The sequence below is a fragment of the Muricauda sp. SCSIO 64092 genome (assembly GCF_023016285.1).
In the GTDB taxonomy this organism is placed as follows: domain Bacteria; phylum Bacteroidota; class Bacteroidia; order Flavobacteriales; family Flavobacteriaceae; genus Croceivirga.
Window position 1 is genome coordinate 1181500 of sequence record NZ_CP095413.1, and the last position, 12080, is coordinate 1193579.

Below are 12080 nucleotides of genomic sequence, written 5' to 3' on the forward strand. Positions count from 1 at the left end.
GCTTAATTATTGATCCATCCGGTTGGGCGGACTCCCGTCCGATTTGGTAATTCCTCACATGGAGCCGTATTCCTTGTAGGCAGGGGAACCTCCCCAAATTCTTCATTCTGTACCATAATCCTTTCTTCAATTTGGGACTCGCTTATTGTAGTGCGGTCAATGAACAGGTAACGGGAAACTACCGAAGTAGCCGTAAACCTACCGATCACAAATTCGTTCTCATCATGTACTGCAAACATATTCCCAATCAAAGCAGCGGGTGGTGGAGCGTTGAACCCCCCATTATTATCAACAATATCCTTAAATACTTGATAATACCTATACGCACTTTCGGATAGCGCATATTGTTGCAATTGCACCAGAATATCCTCCTTTGTGTACAGTAACACGTTCCCAACCGGCAATTGCTCAATCAGGGAGCCATTTGAAAACTCATCGGCAAATGTTTCAACACTTTCATTAAATCTAATGCGCCAACAGGGGGTTTCACATCGGTAGGTATAAAAGGATTTTCGTATCTCACTTTCACTAAGGGAATTATTTTGACAGGCCCCATTTCTAAATATGCCGTCAAAACAACGTTGACAAAAAGAAAGGTTTTCAAATGAAGTAAACCGCCAGAAATAATAATTATTATCTTCTTCCGGATCTTCAAAACTCACATGAAGGGTGTGCCCTGGAACAAAGCTTTCCGAAGCCTCCCGAAACACCAACTCGGGATCATACCTGGCCTCTATATCCAAAATCGGAACCGAATCCCTTATTTCCTCCGGCAAAGACTGATATTGCCTACCATCCGGTAAAGTGACCGTTAACTCAAAAGTGTCGCCAACAGCGGCGGTAAAATCCTCGGGGAGCAAATACCTGCCATTATCCTCAAACAATTCAGTTACCGCATTGGTATCCGTATTCCTTACGGAAACCGTGGCACTGCGGATAAATGCGTTGCCCCTCATGCTATTTTGCGAAACTCGTACAATTGAAGTCTTTGGGTCATTTGAAATAAGTCCTTCAACAAAAATAACACCGCTCTTAAAATCAAATTCGGGTTCAACGGGATCTACACATCCCAAGGAAAGTAAGAACCCCAAACAGAGCACCTGAGCATATTTTTTCTTCCGTGATTTGGTCACCTTTAATTCTATTGGTTTCGATTTGGCCAACAGTGCACCTCCAATCGTACTTTCCCAATAAAAGAAAAATACCTATAATAAAGGTACTTTTATATAGAAAAATAGATTTCCGTGCATCCCAAATAGGACTGTGAATAAGACCATTTTACTCCTCCACCTCCCTAACCCCAATAAAATGGCGTGTATCCACAAGTGCTTTATCCATGCCATATTCATCAGCATATGGTTAAAAAGAGAAAATGAATACAAATACCAAAACCTTGCTTTTCATTTGCACGTTCTTTGGAGGTTATTCAAAATACACAAAAAAACGACAGGAACAGCACTCCTTTAAAAAACAAATCGATACGTGGCCTTGAGCAAGAAGATATTCTGTGCGGTCTGCCCAAAAACATTATCCTCCAAATTGGCAAACAACCCATTGGAAGGGTCACCGGATTGGGAAATGTCCTGGGACCACACAAGAAAGATTTCAGAGCCGGGAATATACTCCCAACGAATGACCAGATTGGAACGAAACTGCACAAAGGCAAAATCAGGATCATCAAAGCTAAAATCCGTTTGCCCATCCAAATTTTCATCAACGGCATAGGTTTCCTCCGAGAAAGAGATCTGATTGGAATCATACTGCAAAAAACGATTGTTAAATTCCCTGGCAGTGGCATCCGTAACATGTTTGAAATTGGAATACCTACCCCGGGAGATAAAAGGCTGTCCCCAATACTGTACGGTTAGGTTGGGATTGATATTATAATTGAGTCGAACGGACATGCTCAAGGTACGCTGTTCTATTTCCCCGTTCAAATACCGCACCCCATTATCCGTATCAATATTGTCAATGTACTGAAGCTTATCATTATTGATACTATATTCCGGAAAAACCGAGATACGCAGCGCATCCATAGGTTGATAGCGAAAGCCAAATTCTATGCTGTAACGTTGTATGGAGTTATCCAGGGCTTTTCTGCCATTATGAAATATGTTAAAGCGAAGCTTTTTCCGTCCATCGGTCCCTATTCCATTCCAAAAACTGACCTCTGGGGAACGTCTTAGCCTTGGTCCTCCCCGCAGGGCAAAATTGGAATATTGGATCGGGGCATAATTGATACCCAAATTTGAGAACCAATTGTTGGCCCAATTTTGCCAGCTATTGGTATTAAAGCGAAGCTCATTGTGGTTACCCCCAAAATCCCAAACGCTCCAATGGTTATAGTTGATACCTACACGCCTAAAGGTACTATCCGGTTTAAGGGTTCGATAACCCACCCAGGTATAATGCCGTATATCGTCCGATTGTCGTTGAAAACCAATATCATTAAGCTCCAATTCAGGGGAGCGCCATGTTCCCCCTGTTTCAAACATAAGGTGCCCGTCACCTGCTTTGCCCAATTGAAGGTTACCGCCCGTTCCGGTCAACGAAGTTCGATCTTCATCCACGTTTACATGATCGGCATCAACCCGTTGGAACAAATGGGTAATGGATTCCTGCGTATTCTGAATGGCTTCGGCATTGCCCCTAACATGGCTCCAATTAACATTCCCGCCAACATACCAATCCCGGTTGTTCCATTGGTGCTTAAAATCAAATCCACCGGTGTAGGCCTGTCGATGTAAAAAATCGATATTTTGACCTAGGGCGTCCCTATTTACCGCAGTGAAAATCCCTCCTATGTAGGAATTCCTATCATTAAAATCCTTTTGCAGCCGTCCTACAAAATAGTTGGTCAATGGCTCAACGACCTCCCTTCTTCGTTCACCATTGGTATCAATGGTCGCATACTTTTTTGCGGTAACGCTTTCCAATACGCCTATCGCCCATCCATCTTTGGTCTTACCACTGAATTTTGCCGCTCCAATAATTTGGGTATTGTCCGGAATGTCCACAAACTCCCCATCTTCCGTATCCGGGGACCCCTGGGGGTTTCTTCCAATTCGTCTACTGTAGAACACATTGTCAAACCCAAAGGTGTTTCCCGCCTCTGACCGGGATAGATTAAAGTTGAATATGTTATTGTTCTCCACAAAGAACGGTCGTTGCTCCCGGAAGAAAATCTGGAAACCATCCAATGCGATAGCCGAGGGATCCGCTTCAACCTGACCAAAATCCGGATTGACCGTTAGATCTAGGGTCAAATCATTGGTAATCCCAATCTTGGCATCCAGGCCAAAATTCAGATCGGTCTCCTCGCCCGTACGGAATGGATTGTCCTCTTCCGCTTCATAGGTCTCACCACTCGCCACGGTATACGGCTGAATTTCCAATTGGTGCTGTGGCTCTATATCCTTAAGACCGTGCAGTTCCCCAAATTCGCTTACCCATCCTGGGGCATCCAGTGGTATGCGCTGCCATAGGGAACGTTCCTCCTCCCTAAAAAACCGTCTTGTGGATTGCAATCCCCAAACCTGATCCTGTTCCTTTCCAAACTTGATTTGACTGAAAGGAATCTTTAATTCAGCTGTCCAGCCCTCCTCATCCACATTGGTACGGGTATACCAGATGGGGTTCCAACTATCATCCCAATTATTGCCGTTTTCGGAAACCAATTCGTCTCCCTTTACCCCTGCAGCAGTAACGGTAAAGGAAAATGCCGTCCTTTTATCATGATAACTATCGATATTGAACTCTACCCAATCGCCATCAAAACCGTCCCTTCGGGACATTCTCCGAACAATGTTCTCCGGCTCGGCATCCAAGCACCGTACTCCTATATAAAGGTATTTGCTATCATAAACAATTTTGAATTTGGTCTGGAAGCTTGGGGGTGTATTCTCATCGGGTTGGTTTTCAATATAATCCCCTGCCCATTCCACCATATCCCAAATGGGATCGTTAAGTAATCCATCTATTGCAGGAGGTGTTTTTTCACCTATGCCCTGGGTAACGTAAATCTTTTTGGCAATTACTTCGGGTTCCCCTGTCTTGCCCTTTTCGGTATCCGCTTGGGCCATGTCCTGGGAAAATGAACTCCATAGAAACAATAGGGCAAGAATGGTAAGGGTTGGTTTACACACGGCCGTTCGTTTTTTGATTGATGTGTAGTAAAGACTCGGCGATTTCTTAATAGTTACACTTTCAATTTTCTTTTTGGTTTTTTTAACATAAAGAGGAGGGTTTTTTGTAGGCCAAAATGATGAAGTTGAAATTGGAAAAATATTCCATCCTATGCATTTGTAATTCAATCTAATAATTGTACATTTGCAGCCCGTTTAACGAAAACGGATTGATTTTTAACACGTTTCACAGAAATGGACACATTAAGTTATAAAACAATTTCTGCCAATAAAGCCACCGTTAACAAGGAATGGCTTTTGGTCGATGCCGAAGGACAAACATTGGGGAGGTTGGCTTCCAAGGTTGCCAAAATCCTACGAGGGAAATACAAAACCAACTTTACCCCCCATGTTGATTGTGGTGATAATGTAATTGTTATCAATGCCGAAAAAGTTCAATTGAGCGGGAATAAGTGGGAAGACAAAACCTATTTGAGGTATACTGGTTATCCAGGTGGACAGCGCTCCACAACAGCAAGTGAATTGTTGAACAAACATCCTGAGCGATTGGTAGAAAAATCAGTCAAGGGAATGCTTCCAAAAAACAAATTGGGTGCAGATTTGTTCCGCAACCTAAAAGTGTACGCGGGAGCTGAGCATAACCATGAAGCACAAAAACCCAAGGCCATTAATTTAAACGACTACAGATAATGGAGGTAGTTCACAAAATAGGACGAAGAAAAACTGCAGTAGCAAGAGTATATGTCTCCGAAGGTAACGGTGATATTACCGTAAACAACAAAAAACTGGAGGATTATTTTACCACTGCTCCCCTACAGTATAAGGTGAAACAACCATTTTCCCTAACGGAAACCGATGGCAATTATGATGTTAAGGTGAATGTTTACGGTGGCGGTATCACTGGTCAGGCCGAAGCAGTGCGTTTGGCCCTTTCCAGGGTAATGTGCGAAATCAATGAGGAGAACAGGAATATCCTAAAACCGGAAGGCCTCTTGACACGTGACCCAAGAATGGTGGAGCGTAAAAAATTCGGTCAGAAAAAAGCGAGAAAGAAATTCCAATTCTCCAAACGTTAAATTTTATGCACGGTTCGCCGTGCTTTTTATATCACGCTTGATGTATTTCAGGCAAGGTTCATTGAAAACCCGACCCTAAGTGTCGGCATTAAATTTTAAAACAAAAAGTTGTCGTTGTTCCAAAAAGGAAAATCGACCTTTTGGAAATTAGTTTAGCATCTAAATGGCAAGGGCAATTCCCTAAAAGATGACCACCTTGACATTGCTATCTCAACGGAACGTAAACTAAGTAACAAAATGGCAAACAACACAGAAGTTAAAAACTTATTGGAAGCAGGTGTCCACTTTGGCCACCTAACGCGCAAATGGAATCCCAACATGGCGCCCTATATCTACATGGAGCGTAATGGAATCCACGTTATCAATCTTTACAAGACCGCCGCAAAATTGGAAGAAGCCAAGGAAGCAATGAAAAAAATTGCTGCCTCTGGCCGTAAAATCCTTTTTGTGGCCACTAAAAAACAAGCCAAGGACATCGTGGCGGACAAAGTGTCCAAAGTAAACATGCCCTACATTACGGAACGATGGCCCGGAGGGATGTTGACCAACTTCGTCACCATTAGAAAGGCAGTAAAAAAGATGACTTCCATTGATCGAATGAAGAAAGATGGAACATTCAACACCCTTTCCAAAAAAGAGCGATTGCAAGTAGACCGTCTTAGGGGGAAATTGGAAAAAAACCTAGGTTCCATCGCAGATATGACCAGATTGCCTGGTGCTATCTTTATCGTGGATACCATGAGGGAACATATTGCGGTAAAGGAGGCCCAAAAATTGAACATTCCAATTTTTGCCATGGTCGATACCAACTGCGATCCAAGACAAATTGATTTTGTAATCCCATCCAATGATGATGCTGGAAAATCCATAGAAATCATCATGTCCGAAGTAACGAGTGCCGTTGCCGAAGGTCTAGCGGAACGAAAAGCGGACAAACAAGCCGAAAAGGAAGCCGCTCCTGAACAGCCAAAAGCGGAAGCAGCCCCTAAAGAAGAAAAAGCGGCTGCCCCAAAAGCGGTGAAAAAAGCAGCAAAACCGGATGATTTGACCAAAATTGAAGGTGTAGGTCCAAAAACAGCAGAAGCTTTGGTGGCCGCCGGTATTGCTACCTTTGCAGATTTGGCAAAAACGGCAGCGGATAAGGTAAAAACCATTTTGACCGAATCCAGTCCAAGATTGGCCCATTTGGATCCAAGTTCCTGGGGCAAACAAGCCAAAATGGCCGCTGATGGAAAATGGGACGAATTACAGGAATGGCAGGACAGTGTCAAAGGCGGAATTGAAGATTCTGAAGAGTAATTTAACATTGAGCTAAAACTAAGCACACCTACCGTGCTTTACTTTACATAACTTTTAAAAGACGTAACAAAATGGCAAATATCACAGCCGCAGACGTAAACAAGTTGCGAAAAATGACCGGTGCAGGAATGATGGATTGCAAAAAAGCATTGGTTGAAGCAGAAGGGGATTTTGAAAAAGCAATTGAAATTCTAAGAAAAAAAGGACAGAAGGTTGCTGCCAAAAGGGCTGACAGGGATTCTTCGGAAGGTGCTGCAATCGCCAAAGTAAATGGCGACAACACCTCTGGGGTGATCATTTCCCTGAACTGTGAAACGGATTTCGTTGCCAAAAACGACTCTTTCGTTGGTTTGGCCAATGAATTGGCCGATTTGGCCCTGGGTTTTGATTCCAAAGATGATTTCCTTGCCGCTTCATATAACGGAATGAGTGTTTCCGAAAAATTGACCGAACAAACCGGTGTTATCGGGGAAAAAATAGAAATAGGGAGTTTTGAAAAATTAAATGCCCCTTTTGTCGGTTCTTACATTCACGCCGGTAATAAGATTGCCACTTTGGTGGGCCTTTCCGCAAATGTTAATGGTGCCGATGTAGCTGCCAAGGATGTGGCTATGCAAGCTGCTGCCATGAACCCTGTCGCGTTGAATGAAGAAGGTGTAGATCAATCCATTATCGATAAGGAAATCGAGATTGCCAAAGACCAACTGCGTCAGGAAGGAAAGCCAGAGGCCATGTTGGACAATATTGCCAAAGGAAAACTAAAACGTTTCTTTAAAGACAATACCTTGGTGAACCAAACCTTCATTAAGGATAGCAAGCAAAGTGTTGCACAATATGTAAAATCCGTGGATTCCACTTTGGAAGTAACCGGTTTTTCGCGGGTTGCCCTGGGATAAAGGGAATTCCCAAAAAAATAAAAAAAGGCCCCAACGTACGTTGGGGCCTTTTTTGTGGTCTGGATGCGGCATTTACCTTGACTTTATCATGATATCCCCATTAAAGGTTTTAAATAACATCTCCGGACCACCACCATTAATGGTTCCCTTCACCCATTGCTCCAACTTTACCCGATATTTTCCGGACGAGTTGCTCTTATCTACCTGGGGTTCGTTTTTGGATACTGCCATATCAAAGTCGGTATATACATCCCCCATATCCGATTTTGCTTTTACGTTGGCTTTAAGGGATTTGGGAAAAAGCACTTCCACATCCCCATTGAAACTGCTAAAAGCCATGTCTTTTCCGCTTGAAATGCTGTTAAACGTCACCTTTAACTCTCCATTGGTGGTATTGGCCAAGACGGAGCCACTTACGGATTCCAAGGTGATATGCCCGTTGATATTACTGATTTCCATTTCGCCATTCACGCCCTCAACAGTGATATCCCCATCGTTGATGGTTTTTAGTTTTAAGGAAAAATCAGTCGGTACCTTTATGTACAGATCCGTTTTTTTGTTCCAGAGTTCATTTTGAATCCGTACTACATTATCATCTTCCTCGGCACCAATATTTAAGCTGGATGTCGAGATTTTACGCATCCCCTCCTTACTTTCGGACTTTCTATCCCCACATCCATCACAATGTCCATGGCCTTCGCTTACGGTCGCTTTCACTATTACTTCTTTGCCATCATAAGCCTCCACCTGTATGGAACCCGTTATTTGGTTTACGATCAATTTTCCTGGACTGTTTGGATTGCTCAAGGGAACCGAAAACAAATCAATCTCCTTTTCTTGTGCGGCCAGGAACCCAAAGCTCAAGAAACATGCTATTAGTGCTATACTATACTTTTTCATAATCTTAGATTTTTTTGATAAATACATTTCCATTCAAGGTTTCGAACTCCAATTGAAGCCCCCCGTTTCCAATTTGAACTATTGGGGTGGATTCATATTTGAATTTTCCTTCACGTTTTTTACTGGTTTCCTTCTTGGTTCTCACATACTGTCTTTCAACGTCAAAATCAGTAAACAACTCCCCATTCATGCTCTTAAAGGATACATCGGCGCTCAAAGCGGTCTGATACGTAATGGTAATGTCCCCGTTCAATGAATAGTACCGTGAGGCTTCATTTGGATTACTGGCATAGGAAACGTTTACCGCTCCGTTGATACAATGAAGATTGGTTTTCCCTTCCACGTTTTTAAGGTCTATCCCCCCATTTATATTGTTCACCTTAATAAAGTTTCCACTGGTATTGGCCACATAAATATCACCGTCATTTACCGTACTTATATTTAAATTGATGCCCCTGGGAACTTTTACCTTAAAGCTCAGCTTATGTTTATAATCGGGTTCCTCATAATTATTGCACCAATCAAACCGAAGTCCTTTCTCATTATAGTTAATGTATGGGGCATCTGGATGGACAACCAATCTGTTTTCTTGCTCCACTACTTTTAGGCTCAACTCTTTTTTACCGAGTTCCAAATCCTCTTGGTTGCGTGCCGTGATCTCTTTATCCACAGAGATTTGAATTGTTTTTCCAGAGTAACCCTCTACGGTTATTGGCCCAAAAATATTTTTTAGTACCAACGTATTTTCCCTATTCTGATGGGCAAAAGAAAGTTCCTTTTCAATGGTTTCCTTAAAAACCTTGTCTTGGGACCTGCCCAAAACCGGTACTAAAAATAGTACCACCAACATTACTGCTAATTGTTTCATGATTTAAAAATTTGATTGTTCGTAATTTGATTTTGCCCCTAAAGGCTGATGAATACTTAAATAATCGATTTTATGGTTTTCTCAATCTTTTTCTTCACTGTGGTATCCAACTCTGGTTTTTCCAACAGTTGTTTAAAAGGTTCAATGGATTCTTTTTCTTCCAGGGCGAGCATTAGATTGGCCAGGGTGACCTGGATTATTGGGGACTCCTGATAGGGTATGGACTGTATCAATCCTTGCCTGACCTTTGGATTGTCCACATAATTGGTAAGGGATTCTATTGCCGCCAATCTTACATTCACGTTCGGATCTTTATTCAAGGTTCGCAAAAGGGCGTTGATGACCTGATCGTCCACCTTCCCTATTTTATTGGCTTCACTTACGCCTTCCAATCGCCTGTTCGCAGAGCTTTGCTCCAATAGGGTAAGCACTAATTTTCCACGTACTTCTTCGGTTTCGGAATCGGCTACCGTCGTCGTGGGAGCATCCGAAACATCCTCTTTTACATTCAAAAAATATCCTCCTACCAATACCAAAAACAATAGTCCATAAGCCAATTGGGGTTTCATAAACCAACCCAGGAGCGTATCCAGGTAATCCTTCAAAACGGGCTTTTTCCCTCTTTGATTTTTCATTTCATTGCTGAGCACGGCAAAGAAGGTGTGGTCCATTTCCTGTGAGGGTTCCGGTACCTTTACCTCATCCATAACTTCCCAAACAACCCTTAATTGGTCCAATTGTTCGCTGTATTTAACATCACTTTTCAAAAGTTCCTCAAATTCACTTTTCCGATCTTCGGAAAGTGTTCCCCTTAAATAATCAAGGGCCAAAATTTCAAATTCCTCTCCTTTCATTGGATTATGTTATTTGCATGCTGTGAACAATTTGTTTTAGGTCCTTTAGTGCCCTATGGGCTTTGACTTTTGCAGCCCCTTCCGAGCAACCTAAAACCTTTCCTATTTCACTGAATTTCATTTCCTTGAACTTGCTTAATACCAAAACCTCGCGTTTATCCGAATCCAACTGCATCATCGCCCTTTGAATTATGAAGACATTGTCCTTTCTTTCCATTTTGACCTCTGCGGTCTCATCATCCCCCATCCGGTATTCCACTTGTGACAGCTCCGTATATTTTTGACCGTTCTTTTTGTAATGGTCATACCTCACATTTCTGGCCATACTGAACATCCAGGACAAAAAGGACCCATCGCCACTGTAGGTATGTCTGTACTTTAACATCCTCACAAAAACGTTTTGCACCAAATCTTCACTTAACCCGGAATTATGGTCCAGGTTGTAGAAAAAACCGAACAGCCGTTTTTTGTGTCGCTCATAAAGTAATCCCAGCTTGTCCAAATCACCGGATTTTACTTTTAGCATTAAGGCGTTGTCAGTTAGTTGCTGCATTTGGTTTTTGTGTTCAAAGGGAATACTGACTTAAAAATAAAAGGTTACAAAAAGTATCCATTTTTATTCAAAAAAGTCGCCATTGGCCAATGAAATCAGGGAGTAAGGCCAAAAGAATTTTGATTATTTTTGTCGGGATTTCAAAACACCTTAGATGGAATACAAAAGAATTCTCCTAAAACTGAGCGGTGAAGCTTTGATGGGCGAACAACAATATGGTATTGATCCCAAAAGGATACAGGAATATGCGGAAGACATTAAAACGGTAGTGGATAAAGGTGTTGAAATGGCCATAGTCATTGGCGGGGGCAATATTTTTAGGGGTTTAAAAGGTGTTGGACAAGGAATGGATCGGGTTCAAGGTGATCATATGGGTATGCTGGCGACGGTCATCAATGCACTCGCCCTGCAAAGTGGTTTGGAAGGCATTGGTGTTGAAACCAGGGTACAATCTGCGATAAAAATAAATGAAGTGGCCGAGCCTTTTATCCGTAGAAGGGCGATTAGGCATTTGGAGAAGGGAAGGGTGGTTATCTTTGGCGGAGGAACGGGAAATCCTTATTTTACCACAGATTCGGCAGCGGTTTTGCGGGCCATCGAAATCAAAGCAGATGTCATTTTAAAGGGAACCCGAGTGGATGGTATTTATTCAGCGGATCCCGAAAAGGACAAAACGGCAACCAAATTTGATTCTTTATCCTTTCAAGAAGTACTGAGCAAAGGACTAAAAGTGATGGATACCACGGCCTTTACCCTAAGTCAGGAAAACGAACTGCCCATTTTGGTATTTGACATGAACACCAGGGGCAATCTTATGAAGATCGTTTCCGGGGAAAATATTGGAACCGTTGTGAATTAACGGCACAAAGACTATTTTCAAAACGAAAATTCGTTTCTATGAATGAAGAAGTACAGTTTATATTGGATGCGACCAAGGAAAGTATGGATGGGTCCATTGCCCATCTGGAAAAAGCCTTGATAAAGATTAGGGCGGGTAAGGCAAGCCCTGCTATGTTATCCACTGTAATGGTGGAATACTACGGCTCCCAATCCCCATTATCGCAAGTAGCAAATATCAATACCCCCGATGCGCGAACCATCTCCGTACAGCCATGGGAAAAGTCCATGATCCCAGAAATAGAAAAAGCGATCATGAACTCCAACTTGGGTTTCAATCCCATGAACAACGGGGAAAGTGTCATCATCAATGTACCCCCGTTGACCGAAGAGCGGAGAAGGGACTTGGTAAAGCAAGCCAAATCTGAGGCGGAAGACGCCAGGGTAAGTATCCGTAATGCACGCCAAGATGCAAACAAGGATCTTAAAAAATTGGATATCTCTGAAGATTTATTGGGAAATGCCGAGATTGATGTACAGGAACTGACGGACAAGTACATTAAAAAAGTGGAGGATATCCTTGATGTAAAGGAGGCGGAGATTATGAAAGTTTAGTTATTGTTTTGGTATTCCTTTAGGCTTAGACTTCTTC

The 12080-nt window shown here is 42.5% G+C and carries 12 protein-coding genes; 6 read left to right on the top strand and 6 right to left on the bottom strand.

The features are described 5' to 3' along the window. Nucleotides 1-2 precede the first annotated feature (2 nt). Together L0P88_RS04915 and L0P88_RS04920 are read right to left on the bottom strand one after the other, a co-directional pair. On the bottom strand, nucleotides 3-1133 hold the full coding sequence (locus L0P88_RS04915) for a DUF4249 domain-containing protein (RefSeq protein WP_247133506.1): 1131 nt from the start codon (nucleotides 1131-1133) through the stop codon (nucleotides 3-5). Nucleotides 1134-1463: 330 nt separating this feature from the next. Then, nucleotides 1464-4082, bottom strand: coding sequence for a DUF5916 domain-containing protein (locus tag L0P88_RS04920; RefSeq protein ID WP_409557719.1), 2619 nt, complete (start codon nucleotides 4080-4082; stop codon nucleotides 1464-1466). Nucleotides 4083-4379: 297 nt separating this feature from the next. Here L0P88_RS04920 and rplM point away from each other — a divergent pair, with 297 nt between their 5' ends. From rplM to tsf, 4 genes are all read left to right on the top strand, one after another. Then, nucleotides 4380-4835 carry a 50S ribosomal protein L13 gene (gene rplM / locus L0P88_RS04925; protein WP_247133508.1) on the top strand — a complete coding sequence of 152 codons (456 nt, stop codon included), beginning with the start codon at nucleotides 4380-4382 and terminating at the stop codon, nucleotides 4833-4835. After that, nucleotides 4835-5221: a 30S ribosomal protein S9 gene (gene rpsI / locus L0P88_RS04930; RefSeq protein WP_247133509.1), complete on the top strand. Its 387-nt coding sequence runs from the start codon at nucleotides 4835-4837 to the stop codon at nucleotides 5219-5221. The genes rplM and rpsI overlap by 1 nt, the downstream gene beginning before the upstream one ends. A 237-nt stretch (nucleotides 5222-5458) precedes the next feature. Continuing rightward, on the top strand, nucleotides 5459-6520 hold the full coding sequence (gene rpsB, locus L0P88_RS04935) for a 30S ribosomal protein S2 (protein ID WP_247133510.1): 1062 nt from the start codon (nucleotides 5459-5461) through the stop codon (nucleotides 6518-6520). 71 nt (nucleotides 6521-6591) lie between these two features. Further along, a complete protein-coding gene (gene tsf / locus L0P88_RS04940; protein WP_247133511.1) occupies nucleotides 6592-7416 on the top strand; it encodes a translation elongation factor Ts in 825 nt (274 codons plus the stop codon). Between the two features lie 72 nt (nucleotides 7417-7488). Here tsf and L0P88_RS04945 read toward each other — a convergent pair whose 3' ends face one another. Genes L0P88_RS04945 through L0P88_RS04960 form a run of 4 tightly spaced genes read right to left on the bottom strand, consistent with a single transcriptional unit; the run spans nucleotide 7489 to nucleotide 10591 of the window. Continuing rightward, complete coding sequence (locus L0P88_RS04945) at nucleotides 7489-8316, bottom strand: DUF4097 family beta strand repeat-containing protein (RefSeq protein ID WP_247133512.1); 828 nt, start codon at nucleotides 8314-8316, stop codon at nucleotides 7489-7491. 4 nt (nucleotides 8317-8320) lie between these two features. Then, the gene (locus tag L0P88_RS04950; RefSeq protein ID WP_247133513.1) at nucleotides 8321-9184 is read right to left on the bottom strand and encodes a DUF4097 family beta strand repeat-containing protein; all 864 of its coding nucleotides are present in this window, start codon (nucleotides 9182-9184) and stop codon (nucleotides 8321-8323) included. 56 nt (nucleotides 9185-9240) lie between these two features. After that, on the bottom strand, nucleotides 9241-10038 hold the full coding sequence (locus L0P88_RS04955; protein WP_247133514.1) for a HEAT repeat domain-containing protein: 798 nt from the start codon (nucleotides 10036-10038) through the stop codon (nucleotides 9241-9243). A 4-nt stretch (nucleotides 10039-10042) separates the two neighbouring features. After that, nucleotides 10043-10591: an RNA polymerase sigma factor gene (locus tag L0P88_RS04960; RefSeq protein WP_247133515.1), complete on the bottom strand. Its 549-nt coding sequence runs from the start codon at nucleotides 10589-10591 to the stop codon at nucleotides 10043-10045. 154 nt (nucleotides 10592-10745) lie between these two features. On the opposite strand from L0P88_RS04960, the gene pyrH reads away from it, so the two are divergent. Further along, nucleotides 10746-11450, top strand: a complete 705-nt coding sequence (pyrH, locus tag L0P88_RS04965; protein WP_158776893.1) for a UMP kinase — start codon at nucleotides 10746-10748, stop codon at nucleotides 11448-11450. A 38-nt stretch (nucleotides 11451-11488) separates the two neighbouring features. Beyond that, on the top strand, nucleotides 11489-12043 hold the full coding sequence (gene frr, locus L0P88_RS04970; RefSeq protein ID WP_247133516.1) for a ribosome recycling factor: 555 nt from the start codon (nucleotides 11489-11491) through the stop codon (nucleotides 12041-12043). The last annotated feature ends 37 nt before the right edge of the window (nucleotides 12044-12080 follow it).

Bases quoted from the DNA above. Each gene is read 5' to 3' on its own strand.
- L0P88_RS04950 (WP_247133513.1), bottom strand. From the start codon at position 9,184: ATGAAACAATTAGCAGTAATGTTGGTGGTACTATTTTTAGTACCGGTT.
- rplM (WP_247133508.1), top strand. From the start codon at position 4,380: ATGGACACATTAAGTTATAAAACAATTTCTGCCAATAAAGCCACCGTT.
- rpsI (WP_247133509.1), top strand. From the start codon at position 4,835: ATGGAGGTAGTTCACAAAATAGGACGAAGAAAAACTGCAGTAGCAAGA.
- tsf (WP_247133511.1), top strand. From the start codon at position 6,592: ATGGCAAATATCACAGCCGCAGACGTAAACAAGTTGCGAAAAATGACC.
- L0P88_RS04920 (WP_409557719.1), bottom strand. From the start codon at position 4,082: ATGGCCCAAGCGGATACCGAAAAGGGCAAGACAGGGGAACCCGAAGTA.
- pyrH (WP_158776893.1), top strand. From the start codon at position 10,746: ATGGAATACAAAAGAATTCTCCTAAAACTGAGCGGTGAAGCTTTGATG.
- frr (WP_247133516.1), top strand. From the start codon at position 11,489: ATGAATGAAGAAGTACAGTTTATATTGGATGCGACCAAGGAAAGTATG.
- L0P88_RS04945 (WP_247133512.1), bottom strand. From the start codon at position 8,316: ATGAAAAAGTATAGTATAGCACTAATAGCATGTTTCTTGAGCTTTGGG.
- rpsB (WP_247133510.1), top strand. From the start codon at position 5,459: ATGGCAAACAACACAGAAGTTAAAAACTTATTGGAAGCAGGTGTCCAC.
- L0P88_RS04955 (WP_247133514.1), bottom strand. From the start codon at position 10,038: ATGAAAGGAGAGGAATTTGAAATTTTGGCCCTTGATTATTTAAGGGGA.
- L0P88_RS04960 (WP_247133515.1), bottom strand. From the start codon at position 10,591: ATGCAGCAACTAACTGACAACGCCTTAATGCTAAAAGTAAAATCCGGT.